The following is a 15,735-nucleotide window of genomic DNA, read 5'->3' on the forward strand; positions in this document are numbered from 1 at the left end:
AGGGTAGAGCACCATATGACAAACGACCTGATAGCCAAGGCGGCGATCGACCGACGACTGGCCGAGATCATCACTCCGGTGATCGAGGATCTGGGGTACGAGCTGGTCCGCATCCGCCTGATGAGCGGCAAGCAGACTACGCTGCAGATCATGGCCGACAAGCCCGATGGCGGCATCGAGGTGGATGATTGCGCCGAGATTTCGAACGCGGTCAGCGCCACGCTGGACGTTGAGGACCCGATCCTCGACGCTTATACGCTCGAGGTGTCCAGCCCCGGCATCGACCGCCCGCTGACGCGACTGAAGGATTTCGAGACGTTCGAAGGATACGAGGCCAAGCTGGAAACCACCGAACTGATCGACGGCCGCCGCCGCTTCAAGGGGGAACTGGCCGGTGTCGAAGGGGATGAGGTTCTGATCAACATCCCCAACGGCGAAGAGACCGTGACCATCGGTCTGCAATTCGACTGGCTGAGCGACGCCAAGCTGGTCCTGACCGATGACCTGATCAAGGAAATGCTGCGCCAGCGCAAGGATGCCGGCGCCCTGAACGAAAACGCTTTCGACGAGATTGAGACCGAAGGGTCCGAAGAGGAGACGAACTGATGGCAATCACCTCAGCAAACCAGCTTGAGCTGTTGCAGACCGCCGAGGCTGTGGCCCGCGAAAAGATGATCGACCCCGGTCTGGTCGTCGAAGCGATGGAGGAATCGCTCGCCCGTGCCGCCAAGAGCCGCTACGGCGCGGAAATGGACATCCGTGTGTCCATCGACCGCAAGACCGGCAAGGCGACCTTTACCCGCGTGCGCACCGTGGTCGCGGATGACGAGCTTGAGAACTATCAGGCCGAGATGACCGTCGAGCAGGCCAAGCAATACATGGAATCGCCCGAGATCGGTGACGTCTTCGTGGAAGAGGTCCCGCCGGTGGAAATGGGCCGGATCGCGGCTCAGTCGGCCAAGCAGGTGATCCTGCAGAAGGTTCGTGAGGCCGAGCGTGACCGCCAGTACGAAGACTTCAAGGATCGTGTCGGCACCATCATCAACGGCGCCGTCAAGCGCGAGGAATTCGGCAACGTGATCGTCGATCTGGGTGGGGCCGAGGCTGTTCTGCGCCGCAACGACAAGATCGGCCGTGAAAGCTATCGCCCCAATGACCGGGTGCGCGCCTACATTAAGGAAGTGCGCCGCGAAACGCGTGGTCACCAGATCTTCCTGTCGCGCACGGCGCCCGAGTTCATGGCCGAGCTGTTCAAGATGGAAGTGCCGGAAATCTATGATGGCATCATCGAGGTCAAAGCCGTGGCCCGTGATCCCGGTTCGCGTGCCAAGATCGCGGTCATCTCGTATGACAACTCGATCGATCCCGTCGGCGCCTGCGTTGGTATGCGCGGCAGCCGCGTGCAGGCCGTCGTGAACGAGCTGCAGGGCGAAAAGATCGACATCATCCCGTGGAACGAAGACCAGCCGACCTTCCTGGTGAACGCGTTGCAGCCCGCCGAGGTTTCCAAGGTGGTTCTGGACGAAGAAGCCGGCAAGATCGAAGTCGTCGTGCCCGAAGAACAGCTTTCGCTGGCGATCGGTCGCCGTGGTCAGAACGTGCGCTTGGCCAGCCAGCTGACCGGTCTGGACATCGACATCATGACCGAGGCCGAAGAATCGGCACGCCGTCAGAAGGAGTTCGAAGCCCGCACGCAGCTGTTCATGGACAGCCTGGACCTGGACGAGTTCTTTGCCCAGCTGCTGGTCTCGGAAGGCTTCACCAACCTGGAAGAAGTGGCCTATGTCGAGCTGGACGAACTGCTGGTGATCGATGGCGTCGACGAAGGCACCGCGAACGAGCTGCAAGCGCGTGCGCGCGAATTCCTCGAGGCGCAGGCCAAGGCGGCGCTGGACAGCGCCCGCAGCCTGGGTGCCGAGGACAGCCTTATTGAATTTGAGGGTCTGACACCCCAAATGGTTGAGGCACTTGCCAAGGACGGCGTCAAGACGCTGGAAGACTTTGCAACCTGCGCTGACTGGGAACTGGCCGGAGGCTGGACCACGGTTGATGGCCAGCGGGTCAAGGATGACGGTATTCTCGAACCCTTTGGCGTGACGCTGGAAGAGGCGCAGGATCTGGTGATGACCGCTCGGGTCATGTTGGGCTGGGTCGACCCCGCCGATCTGGAGCAGCCCGAGGCAGACGTCGAGGACGAAGCAGCAGACGAGGAGGCCGAGGCCTGATTCCAGGCCTCGGGTGGCACACATGGGTCGCGGTGGCGTCCAAAAGGAACGGTCCGAAGGGCCAGAGCGGAAATGCATCGCCACGGGCGAGGTGCAGCCTCGGTACGGGCTGATCCGCTTTGTAACCGGCCCGGATGGGCAGGTTTTCCCGGATGTCGCGTCCAAGTTGCCGGGTCGGGGCGTTTATGTCTCGGCGGATCGCAAGGCGCTGGACACGGCCATCGGCAAGAAGCTGTTTGCACGCGGGTTCAAGGCGCAGGTGACTGTACCGCAGAACCTTGTCGACGAGGTGGAGCGTCAATTGTCGCGCCGCGTGATCGAGTTGATCAGTCTGGCGCGAAAATCCGGCGATGCGGTCGCCGGGTATGAAAAGGTCAAGTCCTGGCTTGATCGCGAAGAGGCCTGGGTTCTGATTCAGGCGGTCGATGGTTCCGGGCGCGGCAAGTCCAAGCTGAGCACGCCGCATTTCGGGAAATTCATCGGCTGGCTGACCGCAGACGAGCTTGGGGCGGCATTTGGGCGCCAAACGGTGATTCATGCGGCGCTCGCCTCTGGCGGACTCGCCAAACGTGTTGTAGAGGAAGCGCAGCGCCTGCGTGGCTTGCGCGATATGGATGACGGCGGCAAGGGCCGCGCGGAAGGGTAAGAAGCTTTATGAGCGATAGTGACGGCAAAAAGACATTGGGCCTTCGTGGCGGGGCACGCCCCGGGAATGTGAAACAGAGTTTCAGCCACGGACGTACCAAGAATGTCGTGGTGGAAACCAAACGCAAGCGCGTGGTGGTTCCCAAGCCGGGAGCGTCCAAGCCCAGCGGTGGCGCTGCGCCGTCGGGTGATCCTTCGCGCCGGCCAGCCGGGATTTCCGATGCCGAGATGAATCGGCGCCTGAAGGCATTGCAGGCGGCCAAGGCCCGTGAGGCCGAGGAAGCCGAACGCCGCGAGGCCGAGGAAAAGGCGCGCGCCGAAGAGCGTGAACGCCGCCGCGCCGAACAGGAAGCCAAGGAGCGCGAACAGCGCGAGGCCGAGGAAAAAGCCCGGCAGAAAGCCGAGGAAGAAGAGCGCAAGCAGAAAGAGGCCGAAGAAGCCGCTCAGCGCGCCGCAGCAGAAGCCGCGGCTGCGAAAGAGGCACCCAAGGCCAAGGCCCCCGCGGCCAGCAAGCCTGCGCCAGCGGAAACGCCGCGCAAGACCGACCGCGAGCGCGAACAGCGCCAGACCCGCGGCAAGGGCCGCGACGACGGCCGTCGCTCGGGCAAGCTGACGCTGAACCAGGCTCTGCGTGGTGGGGAAGGTGGCCGTCAGCGGTCCATGGCCGCGATGAAACGCAAGCAGGAGCGTGCGCGGCAGAAAGCCATGGGCGGTTCGGTCGAGCGTGAAAAGGTGATCCGCGAGGTTCAGCTGCCCGAGGCGATCGTCGTTTCGGAACTGGCCAATCGTATGGCCGAACGCGTCGCCGACGTCGTCAAGTCGCTGATGAACATGGGTATGATGGTCACGCAGAACCAGACCATCGACGCCGACACTGCCGAACTGATCATCGAAGAATTCGGCCACAAGGTCGTGCGGGTTTCGGACGCGGATGTCGAGGATGTAATCTCGGATGTCGAAGACAAGGATGAAGACCTGCAGCCCCGTCCGCCGGTCATTACCATCATGGGTCATGTCGACCACGGGAAGACCTCGCTGTTGGACGCGATCCGCGACGCGAAAGTCGTTGCGGGCGAGGCCGGTGGCATTACCCAGCATATCGGCGCCTATCAGGTGCAGACCAATGACGGCACCACGCTGACCTTCTTGGACACGCCGGGCCACGCGGCCTTTACCTCGATGCGCTCGCGCGGTGCTCAGGTAACGGATATCGTGGTGCTGGTGGTTGCGGCGGATGACGCGGTGATGCCGCAGACGGTCGAGGCAATCAACCACGCCAAGGCCGCCGGTGTTCCGATGATCGTGGCGATCAACAAGATCGACAAGCCCGATGCGAACCCGGACAAGGTGCGCACCGACCTGCTGCAGCACGAGATCGTCGTCGAAAAGATGTCGGGCGAGGTTCAGGATGTCGAAGTTTCGGCCATCACGGGACAGGGTCTGGACGATCTACTGGAAGCCATCGCGCTGCAGGCCGAGATTCTGGAGCTGAAGGCCAACCCGAACCGCGCCGCGCAAGGTGCTGTGATCGAGGCGCAGCTGGATGTGGGCCGCGGCCCGGTCGCGACCGTGCTGGTCGAGAAGGGCACGCTGCGCCAGGGCGACATCTTCGTCGTGGGCGAGCAGTACGGCAAGGTCCGCGCGCTGATCAACGACAAGGGCGAGCGCGTTCAGGAGGCCGGTCCTTCGGTTCCGGTCGAGGTCTTGGGTCTCAACGGTACGCCCGAGGCCGGTGACGTTCTGAACGTGACCGAGACCGAGGCGCAGGCCCGCGAGATCGCCGAGTACCGCGCGCAGGTCGCCAAGGACAAGCGCGCCGCCGCCGGTGCCGCGACCACGCTGGAACAGCTGATGCAGAAGGCCAAGGAAGACGAGAACGTGGCCGAGCTGCCCATTCTGGTCAAGGCCGACGTGCAGGGCTCGGCCGAGGCGATCGTGCAGGCGATGGAGAAGATCGGCAACGACGAGGTGCGCGTGCGCGTGCTGCACTCGGGCGTCGGCGCCATCACCGAAACCGATATCGGCCTGGCCGAAGCGTCGGGTGCTCCGGTCTTTGGCTTCAACGTGCGGGCCAACGCATCGGCGCGCAACACCGCCAACCAGAAGGGCGTCGAGATCCGCTACTACTCGGTGATCTACGATCTGGTGGATGACGTCAAAGCCGCCGCCTCGGGCCTGCTGAGCGCCGAGATCCGCGAGAAGTTCATCGGCTATGCCGAGATCAAGGAAGTGTTCAAGGTCACCGGCGTCGGCAAGGTTGCCGGCTGTCTGGTCACCGAGGGCGTTGCCCGCCGTTCGGCCGGCGTGCGCCTGCTGCGCGACAACGTGGTGATCCACGAAGGCACGCTGAAGACGCTGAAGCGCTTCAAGGACGAAGTGGCCGAGGTTCAGTCGGGTCAGGAATGCGGTATGGCGTTCGAGAACTACGACGATATCCGCCCCGGCGACGTGATCGAGATCTTCGAGCGTGAGGAAGTTACCCGCACGCTGGATTGATCCGGTCGAAATTGAAAGAAACGGCGGTCCTTGGGGCCGCCGTTTTCGTTTTCAGGGGTGGTCGTTCAGAAACGTCCCGTCCTTGAGGATGATGTCGAAATGGTGCGTGCCCGGCTGCAGGTCAAAGCTGACGGCATGGCCGGCCTTGCGCAACGCTTCGGCATAGTCGCGGCTCTGGCGGATGAACTCGCCCGTGTCCCGCTCGCCCACCGTTACCCGATAGCGTGGCCCAGGCGCGGGTAGGTTCAGGATGGGGGACAGGTCGTGCAGCTCGACCGGGGTCAGCTGCAGCGGATCGTTGACCGGGGTCAGGCTAATCGGTTCCAGGTCGTAGACGCCACTGATCAGGATGACTTCGCGCACCCGCAGGCCGATCCGGGCGAATTGGTCGGCCGAGGTCGCCATGACCATCGCTGCCAGATGCGCACCGGCGCTGTGCCCGGACAGGGTGACATGCGAGGCATCGAACCCCAGCGACTTGGCCCGGGTGGCCAGCCATAGCAGCGCGGTCCGGCATTCATCGACCATCTGGTCCAGCCGCGCGTCGGGGGCGAGCGTGTAGTTCACCGTTGCAAAGGCCTGCCCGCCTTCGACCAGCGCGGGCGCCATCATCGCCGAATCGCGCTGGCTGAGCGCCTGCCAATAGCCGCCATGGATGAACACATGCAGCGGCGCATTGGGCGTGCGGGCGGGAAAGAAATCCAGCACCTGCGCGGGCGTGTCGCCATAGCCGAGGTTCTCTTGCACCGTCAGTTGCGCCCGCGCCTGCGCGCTGAGCGCCGAATAGGCCGCCAGATAGGGCGCAAGGTCACCGCCAATCATCGAACTGGGCGCGTATTCGCGTTCCAGCTGTTCTTGGGAAAATCCGCGATACAGCATGGCTCAGCCCTGTCCGCCATACATCAGGTCGGTGCGCACGTCATAGAGATCGTGGAAGAATCGCAGCTCCAGCGCTTTGCGCAGGAAGGCCACGCCGCTGGAGCCGCCGGTGCCGGGCTGCATACCGATCACACGTTCGACGGCAGTCGCATGGTCGAACCGCCACCGCTGGAACAGCGATTCCACATCCATCAGCTTTTCGCCCAGCGCATACAGGTCCCAGTACCGGCCCGTGTTCCGGTAGATCTCGGCCCAGATCTCGACGATGCGCGGATCACCGGAATAGGTCTTTGAATAGTCCCGGTCCAGCAGGTCTTGCGGCACGTTAAAACCCTGCCGCGCCAGCATGTGCAATACCTCGTCATACAGCGACGGCTTGACGAGGGCGGCGGTCAGCATCTCCATCACTTCGGAGTCATGCGCGTGCACCTTCAGCGTTGCCGTGTCCTTGTTGCCCAGAATGAACTCGATCTGACGATAGCCGTAGCTTTGGAAGCCGGATGAATTGCCCAGCGCCTTGCGGAAGGTCATGTAGTCGGCGGGCGTCATGGTCAGCAGGGTTTCCCACGCGGCGATCAGCTGCCTCTGGATCGCCTTGATGCGGTCCAGGTTCTTCATCGCAGGCCCGAACTCATCCTGCTGCAGGAACCGGCGCACTTCGACCAGCTGATGGTGCATCAGTTTCAGCCACAGCTCGCTGACCTGATGGATGATGATGAACAGCATCTCATCGGGCTGGGCCGGGTCCTGAAAGGTTTTCTGCAGGTTCAGCAGGGTCTTGAGCTGCAGGAAGTCGCCATAGCTTTTGCGGTGCGTGTCCGCGAAATCGGTCACCAGCGTGTCTTCGACTCCGCGTTCCAGCGGGCGGTCGCCCTTGGCATTGTCGGCCATTTCATGTCCTCCCCGGCATGTGTGCGCACCTGTCTAGAAGGTGCGTTTGCAACTATCCAGAGGGTCAGGCCCAGTCCAGCACCACCTTGCCCGATTTTCCCGACTTCATGGCGGCAAAGCCCTGCGCAAAATCATCGGTGGCAAAGCGATGGGTGATGACTCGGCTGACATCCAGCCCGTTCTGCAGCATCGCGATCATCTTGTACCATGTCTCGAACATCTCGCGGCCGTAGACGCCTTTGATGGTGATCGCCTTGAACACGATGCGGCTCCAGTCGACGGGCGATTTGCCGGGCGGAATGCCCAGCAGGGCGATCTTGCCGCCCATCACCAGCGCTTCAACCATCTGGTCCAGCGCCGCCTGCGAGCCTGACATTTCAAGCCCCACGTCAAAGCCTTGGCTCATGCCCAGGTCGGAAATCACCGATTGCAGCTCTTCCTCAGCCACATTCACCGCCCGGACCGACGGCACGACATGCTGCGCCAGCGCCAGCCGGTCGGGGTTGATGTCGGTGATCACCACATGCCGGGCGCCTGCGTGGCGGGCCACCGCGGTGGCCATGATCCCGATCGGGCCGGCGCCGGTGATCAACACGTCCTCGCCCAGCAGATCGAAGCTCAGCGCGGTGTGCACAGCATTGCCCAGCGGGTCGAGTATCGCGCCGATCTCATCGGGGATGTCGTCGGGCAGGGGTACCACGTTGAAGGCCGGCAGCTTGAGATATTGGGCAAAGGCGCCCTGTTCGTTCACCCCGATCCCGCGCGTGCCCGGGTCCAGGTGGAACTTGCCCGCGCGGCTCTGGCGGCTGTCGGTGCCGATCAGGTGGCCCTCGCCCGAGCAGCGCTGGCCGATCTTCAACCCGGTCACATTGCGGCCCAGTTCGACGATCTCGCCGGCGAATTCGTGACCGGTGATCATGGGGACGGGCACCGTGTGCGACGCCCATTCATCCCAGTTCCAGATATGGATGTCGGTTCCGCAGATCCCGGTCTTCTTCACGCGGATCAAAACCTCGTCGGGGCCGATTTCGGGGACCGGGGCCTGTACCATCCAAAGCCCTTCCTCGGGCCTGGACTTTTCCAGCGCTTTCATGGTGTTGGGTCGCATCCGGATCACTCCCACAAATCGGTCGACAGGTATTTCAAGCCGCTGTCACACATCACGATCGCGATGCAGCCACCCCGTTCGGGGCCACGCAGCAGGTCGATGGCGGCAGCCAGGTTCGCCCCGGCGGAAAAGCCCGCAAAGATGCCTTCGGTGCGGGCCAATAGGCGGGCGGCGTCGCGCGCTGATGCGCCGGTGACGGACAGATGACCGGCCAATTGCACTCCGTTCAGATGCGTCAGATCCGACATAGCATAACCGCCGCCCTGGATGGGATGATCGGTCGCACGGACGGGTTCACCGGCCAAGGCACGAGCGCCGTCGGGTTCGACCGCATAGCACCGCACCCCAAGGGGTGACAGGTAGTCAGAGACCCCGGAAAGTGTGCCGCCAGAGCCGGCAAAATCACAAAAGGCCGTCACGGCACCTGCTGATTGGGCCCAGATTTCCGGGCCTGTCCCAGCGGCATGAGCCTTGGGGTTGCCCGCGTGGCCGAACTGATCGGCGCGGAAAGCGTTGCGCTCGGCGGTGATGCGGCGGGCGGCGTCATCCACCAACGCCAGGTCGGCGCCCGAGACTTCGCCCGGTTTGCCCCCTTCGGCCTGGGGGACGATCACCACCTCGGCGCCTAAGGCGCGCATCATGCGGGCGCGTTCGACCGAGTTCCCTGCGCTCATGACCGCCACAAACGGGTGCCCCAGAATGCCGCAGACAATCGCCAGGCCGGTGCCCATGTTGCCTGAGGTCAGCTCGACCACGGTCTGCCCCGGGATCAGGCTGCCATCGGCGCGGGCCTGTTCGATGATGGAACGGGCGGCCCGATCCTTTTTCGAGAAGCCCGGCAGCAAATAGTCCAGCTTTGCCAGAATACGGCCGTCCAGATCCAGTGTTTGGCAAACCCGGGACAGCTCGACCAGGGGCGTATCGCCGATCGCGTCGATGACCGAGTTCAGAACCATCAGATGACCCCCAACGCCTTGCCGACCTTGCCGAAGGCGGCCAGCGCGCGGTCCAGCTCGTCGCGGGTCAGCGCCGCGTTCATCTGGGTGCGGATGCGGGCCTGGCCCCGCGGGACCACCGGGAAGAAGAAGCCCGAGACATAGACGCCTTCGTCGAACAGGCGGGCGGCCATGTCCTGCGCCAGCTGCGCCTCGCCCAGCATCACGGGAATGATCGGATGTTCACCTGGAAGCAGGTCGAACCCCAGCTTTTCCAGCCCGGCGCGCCAGTATTTGGCATTGCCGAACAATTGCTTGCGCAGCATGTCGCCGTCTTCGACCAGGCGGATCGCCTCGAGCCCGGCTGCGACGATGGAGGGCGGCAGCGAATTCGAGAACAGATAGGGCCGCGCCCGCTGCCGCAGCAGGTCGATCACTGGCTGCGGCCCGGCGATGTAACCGCCGATTGCCCCTCCAAGTGCCTTGCCCAATGTCCCGGTCAGAATGTCCACGTCCACGCCGAAATGATCCGGCGTGCCCGCGCCGCGCGGCCCCATGAAGCCGGTGGCGTGGCAGTCATCGACCATCACGACCGCGTGGTATTTGTCGGCCAGTTCGCGGATCCTGGGCAGGTTGGCCAGGTAGCCATCCATCGAGAACACGCCGTCGGTCGCGATCATGATGTGCCGTGCCCCGTCCTCGCGCGCCTGTTTCAGCCAGGCTTCGAGGTCGTTCATGTCATTGTTCATGTAGCGATAGCGTTTGGCCTTGCACAGCCGCACCCCGTCGATGATCGAGGCATGGTTCAGACTGTCCGAGATGATGGCATCCTCGGGGCCCAGCAGGGGTTCGAACAGCCCGCCATTGGCGTCGAAACAGGCCGCGAACAGAATCGAATCGTCCTTGCCCAGAAACTTGGCCAGCCGCTGCTCCAGCTCGCGGTGGATGTCCTGCGTGCCGCAGATGAACCGGACCGAGGCCATGCCGAACCCCTTGGGCTCCATCGCGTTCTTCGCGGCCTCGATCAGCGCCGGGTGGTCGGCCAGACCCAGGTAATTGTTGGCGCACAGGTTGATGACCTGACGTCCGCCCACCGTGATCTCGCCGCCCTGGGGCGAGGTGATCATTCGTTCCGTCTTGTACAGGCCTTCCGCCTTGATCAGCGAGAGGGTGTCCGAAACGTGGGACAGGAATGCATCAGCCATGGCGATCTCCTTCTTCTGAGTCGCGTATCTAACATAACGGACGCGCGTCCCAAATAGGAGATTTTCAGTATGGCGGAAAAAAATCCGTGAAGGCGGAAATCGGCCGATGTGCGCGGATCAGGCGTTCTTGACGATCAGGAACACGCGGGCGGGTCCGTCCGGCGCCGCGATGGCGTGGGCCACGTCGGCCGCATACCGGGCCGTGTCGCCCTGGCACAGTTCCATCGTCGCGGCGCCCGAGGTGACGCGGACGGTCCCTTCCAGCACGGTCAGCTGTTCGAGCGCGCCGCGGGCGTGGGGCTGGCTGTTCAGCGCGCCACCCGCGTCGAACCGGATATCATAGACCTCGTGCCCGCCGGCCTCCTCGGGTGGCGAGAGGATGCGGATCCGGCAGGACTGGCCCATATTGTCGATGCTGGGCACTTCGGCGCTGCGCAGCACTTCGATCTGGTCGGTGGTCTCCGACTCTTCCAGAAGACCGGCGAAATCGACCTGCAGCGCACGGGTCAGGTTCCACAGGGTCGAGATCGTGGGGCTGCTTTCGCCGCGTTCGATCTGGCTGACCATCGACCGGGAGACGCCGCTGAGATTGGCCACCGCTTCCAGTGACAGGCCCTTGGCGCGCCGGGCCTCTTTCAGGCGGGCGGGCAGGCGTGTCAGGATATCGTCTGAATTTTCCGTCATGGCGGAATTTCTTGCGCGTCCGGGCGCGAATTGTCAATTCCGCCGATGACGGAACGTCCCGCGCGACAGGCCCATGCTGCGAGTGCATACTGCGCGCAAATCCAAGAGGAGAGAGACATGACCGACATCGTGATTTTGGATGGTGCCCGCACCGCAATCGGTACGTTCGGAGGGTCGCTGGCCGCGACCGCGCCGATCGATCTGGCCACCGTCGTGACCAAGGCCGCGCTTGAGAGATCCGGCGTCGAAGGCGACCAGATCGGGCATGTGGTGTTCGGACATGTCATCAACACCGAGCCGCGCGACATGTACCTGTCGCGCGTCGCGGCGATGCAGGCGGGCATTCCGAATGGCACTCCGGCGATGAACGTGAACCGGCTGTGCGGGTCGGGCGCGCAGGCCATCGTATCGGCAGTTCAATCGCTGATGCTTGGGGATGCCGAATTTGCCGTGGCCGGAGGCGCCGAGAGCATGTCGCGCAGCCCTTACATCGTTCCGCAGGCGCGTTGGGGCGCCAAGATGGGCGACATCAAGTCGCTGGACATGATGCTGGGCGCGCTGAACTGCCCCTTTGGCACCGGGCATATGGGCGTCACCGCCGAGAACGTGGCCGATGAACACCAGATCACGCGCGAGGAGATGGACGCGTTCGCGCTGACCAGCCAGCAGCGGGCGGCGGCCGCGATTGAGGCGGGCTATTTCGACAGCCAGATCGCGCCGGTGCAGGTCAAGGTCAAGCGCGACATGGTCGATTTCAAGGTCGATGAGCATCCCAAGGCCACCACGGCCGAGGTCTTGGCCGGGTTGCGTCCGGTGTTCCAGAAGGACGGGCGTGTGACTGCGGGCAACGCCTCGGGCATCAATGACGGCGCGGCGGCGATGGTTCTGGCCACGGCCGATGCCGCCGAGAAAGCCGGCCTGACGCCCAAGGCGCGCATCCTGGGCTATGCCCATGCTGGTGTTCGCCCCGAGGTGATGGGAATCGGCCCCGTTCCGGCCGTGCGCAACCTGTTGGAGCGGACGGGCCTGTCGGCGGGCGATTTCGACGTGATCGAAAGCAACGAGGCCTTTGCCGCCCAAGCGCTGGCGGTGAACAAGGAACTGGGGCTGGATCCGGCAAAGGTGAACCCGAATGGCGGGGCTATCGCCCTGGGTCATCCGGTGGGGGCCACCGGGGCGATCATCACCCTGAAGACTCTGTACGAGTTGGAGCGCATCGGCGGGTCGAAAGGGCTGATCACCATGTGCATCGGTGGTGGGCAGGGGATTGCCATCGCCATCGAGCGGCTCTGACCCCGGGCTGGGCAGGGGGGGGCTGTCCGCCCCCCATCGCGCCAAAGCGCGATTCCCCCCGAGGATATTTTCTGCCAGATGAAGCGTGGGCGCCTTTCAGCCCAGGCCCGAAAGGATCAGGACGGCCACTGCCCCGGCGGCGGCCCCGATTGCGGCGGGAATGGCCTTGGGCCAGAAATCTGAGCCGGATGGATCATCCTTGCGGGTCTGGGCGATCAGGGCATTTTCGACCAGATCAGGCAGGCGGGGCCCGAACCGCGCAAGAACCAGCGCTGTTTTTCCAAAATCACGCAGGGCGGCGCGGGGGCCGATGGACTGCTTGATATAGTCTTCGACCACGGGGCGGGCGACCTCCCAGATGTTCATATGCGGGTCGAGCGAGCGGGCGACGCCTTCGACCACCACCATCGTGCGTTGCAGCAGGATCAGTTCGGTGCGGGTCTCCATGCCGAAGCGTTCGGTCACCTCGAACAGGTAGTTCAGCAGGCGGCCCATCGAGATATGGGTGGCATCCATGCCGAAGATCGGCTCGCCCACCGCGCGCAGGGCGCGGGCGAATTCATCGACGTCCTGGTCAGCCGGGACGTAGCCAGCCTCGAAATGCACCTCGGCCACGCGCTTGTAGTCACGGCGGATGAAGCCGAAGAGAATCTCGGCATAGACGCGGCGGGTGTATTCGTCGATATGGCCCATGATGCCGAAGTCATAGGCGATGATGTCGCCGTTCGCGGCGACCTTGAGGTTGCCCTGGTGCATGTCGGCGTGGAAGAAGCCGTCGCGCAGGGCGTGCAGCAGGAACAGGCGCAGCACCCGCTCGGCCAGATCGCGGCGGTCGTGATTGGCCGCGTCCAGCGCGGCGTTGTCGCCCAAGGGGATGCCGTCTGCCCAGCTGAGCGTCATGACCCGGCGCGCGGACAGGGACCAGACCACGGGCGGCAGCCAGAAGCCTTCGTCATTCTGCGTGTTGGCGGCAAATTCCGAGGCTGCCGAACTTTCGAGCCTGAGATCCAGTTCGCCGCGGACGACGCCGTCGAAATGCTCGATCACTTCCATCGGGCGCAGTCGGCGCGCACCGGGGGCGAAAAGCTGGACGATCCGGGCGGCGAAATAGAACGCATCCACATCCTTGCGGAACGCGCGTTCGATGCCGGGGCGCAGGACCTTGACGGCCACATCCTCGCCGGTGCTGGCCAATTTCGCCTTGTGGACCTGCGCGATCGAGGCGGCCGCGATCGGTTCGCTGAATTCCGAGAACATCTCATCCAGAGGTTGGCCCAGCTCCTTTTCCACCTCGGCCATGGCCACGTCGCGTGGGAAGGGGGGCAGCTTGTCCTGCAAGACCCGGAGCTGTTCTGCCAGCTCTTCGCCCACGACATCGGGGCGCGTGGACAGGACCTGACCGAACTTGATGTAGGCCGGGCCCAGGGCGGTCAGCGCCCGGGTCGCCGGCGGCATGGACGGGTCGCCCTTGTAGCCCAGCCATTGGAACGGTTTGCCTAAGGTGTGGGCAAGGATCCGCAACGCGCGCGGGGCCTCGAACGCGTCCAGCACCACGTTCATGGCGCCGGTGCGCTCCAGCGTGGCGCCCGTGCGGATCAGGCGGATGATGTTGTGGGGGCCGCGCATGCGTCAGATCTTCCAGCCGGAATGCAGGGCGGCGATGCCCATGCTGAGGTTGCGGTATTTCGCGTTCTCGAACCCGGCGGCGCGCACCATGCCCAGAAAGGTATCCTGATCGGGGAAATTGCGGATCGATTCGACCAGGTATTGATAGCTGTCATAGTCGTTTGCGATCAGCTTGCCCATTCGTGGTATCACGTTGAAGCTGTAGAGGTCATAGAGCTTTTGCAGCCCGTCATTGGGCAGTTGGCTGAACTCCAGCACCATCAGCCGCCCGCCGGGTTTGAGCACACGGTAGGCCTCGTTCAGGGCCTCTTGCGGGCGGGTCACGTTCCGGATGCCGAAGGAGATGGTGTAGACGTCGAACGTGTTGTCCTCGAACGGCAGGGCCATCGCGTCGCCCACCACCCAGTCCAGGCTGTCGGCCATCTGCGCGGCCTCGGCGCGCTTGCGGCCCTCGATCAGCATCGGCTCGGTCAGATCCAGAACGGTGGCATGGCCGTGGCCCGCCCGCTTGAGGAAGCGGAACGAGATGTCGCCCGTACCGCCCGCCACGTCCAGCAGGCGCTGGCCGGGGCGTGGCGCCAGCCAGTCCATCATCGCGTCTTTCCAGACCCGGTGGATGCCCATCGACATCACGTCGTTCATCACGTCGTATTTCGACGCGACCGAGTTGAATACGCCCTGCACACGCCCGGCCTTTTCGGCCTCGGGGACGGTTTCGAAACCGAAATGAGTGGTCTTGTCGCTGTTGTCGGACATAAGCCTTGCCGTTCGTCGAATTTCGTCTCTGTTATAGGGCCTGGAAACCGGGGCACAATGCGGCCCTTTGGAATAGGAGCCGTCTAATGCCCGAATTGCCCGAGGTCGAGACAGTAAGACGCGGCCTTGCCCCGGCGATGGAAGGCGTGGTGGTCGAAAGGGCGGACGTGAACCGCCCCGATCTGCGCTGGCCCTTTCCCGAGCGGATGGCCGAACGGTTGACCGGTCAGCGGGTCGAACGTCTGCGGCGACGGTCGAAATACATCCTTGCCGATCTGAGCGGCGGCGAGACCCTGTTGATTCATCTGGGCATGTCGGGCCGCATGACTGTGTCGGGCGATCCGCTGGGCCAGTTCGTGCATTGTCCCCCGATGCCGCAGAAGCATGACCACGTGGTGTTCCACATGGCCAACGGCGCGCGCATCACTTTCAATGACCCGCGCCGGTTCGGGGCGATGGACCTGCTGCCCACGGCAACCGCCGAGCAGCACAAGCTGCTGGCCGTTCTGGGGCCGGAGCCGTTGGGTAACGATTTCAACGAGACCTATCTGATCGACGCCTTCCGCGGCCGGGCCACACCGGTCAAGACGGCGCTGCTGGATCAGAGAATCGTTGCCGGGCTGGGCAACATCTATGTCTGCGAGGCGCTCTACCGCGCCAGAGTGTCGCCACGTCGCAAGGCGGGTCAGATCTCGGCCGGGCGTGTCGGAGCCCTGGTTCCGGTGATCCGGACGGTGCTGACCGAGGCCATCGAGGCCGGTGGATCCTCGCTGCGTGATTTCCGGCAAGCTGATGGAGAGCTTGGATATTTTCAGCACAGTTTCGACGTCTACGGGCGCGAGGGCCAGCCCTGCCGGACCGAGGGCTGCGGGGCCGAGATCCGCAGAATCACCCAGTCGGGACGCTCAACCTTCTATTGCGCGCAATGCCAAAGATAGCTTGATCCGAGTTTTCCGCGTGGTAAGGAATTGGACCTGAACGGAACAACCGAA

The 15,735-nt window shown here is 63.8% G+C and carries 14 protein-coding genes; 6 read left to right on the forward strand and 8 right to left on the reverse strand.

All coding sequences use genetic code 11. From position 1 onward, the window contains the following. Positions 1 to 15 precede the first annotated feature (15 nt). From rimP to infB, 4 genes are read left to right on the forward strand one after another with little or no spacing between them, the layout of a single operon-like run. Positions 16 to 606: a ribosome maturation factor RimP gene (rimP, locus tag ACR0NY_RS15985; RefSeq protein WP_149775996.1), complete on the forward strand. Its 591-nt coding sequence runs from the start codon at positions 16 to 18 to the stop codon at positions 604 to 606. Beyond that, positions 606 to 2,225, forward strand: a complete 1,620-nt coding sequence (gene nusA, locus ACR0NY_RS15990; RefSeq protein ID WP_093963624.1) for a transcription termination factor NusA — start codon at positions 606 to 608, stop codon at positions 2,223 to 2,225. Before rimP ends, nusA begins: the two co-directional genes overlap by 1 nt. A gap of 22 nt (positions 2,226 to 2,247) precedes the next feature. Beyond that, entirely contained in the window at positions 2,248 to 2,871 is a 624-nt protein-coding gene (locus ACR0NY_RS15995) for an RNA-binding protein (RefSeq protein ID WP_170342420.1), read from the forward strand. Between the two features lie 8 nt (positions 2,872 to 2,879). Then, positions 2,880 to 5,366, forward strand: a complete 2,487-nt coding sequence (gene infB, locus ACR0NY_RS16000) for a translation initiation factor IF-2 (protein WP_170342418.1) — start codon at positions 2,880 to 2,882, stop codon at positions 5,364 to 5,366. Between the two features lie 51 nt (positions 5,367 to 5,417). On the opposite strand, the gene ACR0NY_RS16005 is transcribed toward infB, so the two are convergent. The 6 genes from ACR0NY_RS16005 to ACR0NY_RS16030 form a co-directional block, all read right to left on the reverse strand. Continuing rightward, a complete protein-coding gene (locus tag ACR0NY_RS16005) occupies positions 5,418 to 6,245 on the reverse strand; it encodes an alpha/beta hydrolase (RefSeq protein WP_170369908.1) in 828 nt (275 codons plus the stop codon). A 3-nt stretch (positions 6,246 to 6,248) separates the two neighbouring features. Further along, a complete protein-coding gene (locus tag ACR0NY_RS16010) occupies positions 6,249 to 7,136 on the reverse strand; it encodes a tryptophan 2,3-dioxygenase (protein ID WP_170369906.1) in 888 nt (295 codons plus the stop codon). A 64-nt stretch (positions 7,137 to 7,200) separates the two neighbouring features. Next, positions 7,201 to 8,229 (reverse strand): L-threonine 3-dehydrogenase, encoded by a 1,029-nt coding sequence (gene tdh / locus ACR0NY_RS16015; protein ID WP_170370018.1) that lies wholly within the window; start codon positions 8,227 to 8,229, stop codon positions 7,201 to 7,203. A 20-nt stretch (positions 8,230 to 8,249) separates the two neighbouring features. After that, entirely contained in the window at positions 8,250 to 9,200 is a 951-nt protein-coding gene (locus ACR0NY_RS16020) for a PLP-dependent cysteine synthase family protein (RefSeq protein ID WP_170342413.1), read from the reverse strand. After that, positions 9,200 to 10,384 (reverse strand): glycine C-acetyltransferase, encoded by a 1,185-nt coding sequence (locus tag ACR0NY_RS16025; RefSeq protein ID WP_170342411.1) that lies wholly within the window; start codon positions 10,382 to 10,384, stop codon positions 9,200 to 9,202. The genes ACR0NY_RS16020 and ACR0NY_RS16025 overlap by 1 nt, the downstream gene beginning before the upstream one ends. A gap of 117 nt (positions 10,385 to 10,501) precedes the next feature. Beyond that, a complete protein-coding gene (locus tag ACR0NY_RS16030) occupies positions 10,502 to 11,068 on the reverse strand; it encodes a helix-turn-helix domain-containing protein (RefSeq protein ID WP_170342409.1) in 567 nt (188 codons plus the stop codon). 117 nt (positions 11,069 to 11,185) lie between these two features. On the opposite strand from ACR0NY_RS16030, the gene ACR0NY_RS16035 reads away from it, so the two are divergent. Further along, positions 11,186 to 12,361, forward strand: a complete 1,176-nt coding sequence (locus ACR0NY_RS16035; protein WP_170342407.1) for an acetyl-CoA C-acyltransferase family protein — start codon at positions 11,186 to 11,188, stop codon at positions 12,359 to 12,361. Positions 12,362 to 12,457: 96 nt separating this feature from the next. On the opposite strand, the gene ubiB is transcribed toward ACR0NY_RS16035, so the two are convergent. Then, positions 12,458 to 13,987 (reverse strand): 2-polyprenylphenol 6-hydroxylase, encoded by a 1,530-nt coding sequence (ubiB, locus tag ACR0NY_RS16040; RefSeq protein WP_170342406.1) that lies wholly within the window; start codon positions 13,985 to 13,987, stop codon positions 12,458 to 12,460. A 3-nt stretch (positions 13,988 to 13,990) separates the two neighbouring features. Then, positions 13,991 to 14,743 (reverse strand): bifunctional demethylmenaquinone methyltransferase/2-methoxy-6-polyprenyl-1,4-benzoquinol methylase UbiE, encoded by a 753-nt coding sequence (gene ubiE, locus ACR0NY_RS16045; protein ID WP_093963615.1) that lies wholly within the window; start codon positions 14,741 to 14,743, stop codon positions 13,991 to 13,993. 86 nt (positions 14,744 to 14,829) lie between these two features. Between ubiE and mutM the strand changes: the two genes are divergently transcribed. Further along, complete coding sequence (gene mutM / locus ACR0NY_RS16050; RefSeq protein ID WP_170369904.1) at positions 14,830 to 15,681, forward strand: bifunctional DNA-formamidopyrimidine glycosylase/DNA-(apurinic or apyrimidinic site) lyase; 852 nt, start codon at positions 14,830 to 14,832, stop codon at positions 15,679 to 15,681. The last annotated feature ends 54 nt before the right edge of the window (positions 15,682 to 15,735 follow it).

It is taken from the genome of Ruegeria sp. BJ5 (assembly GCF_056537865.1).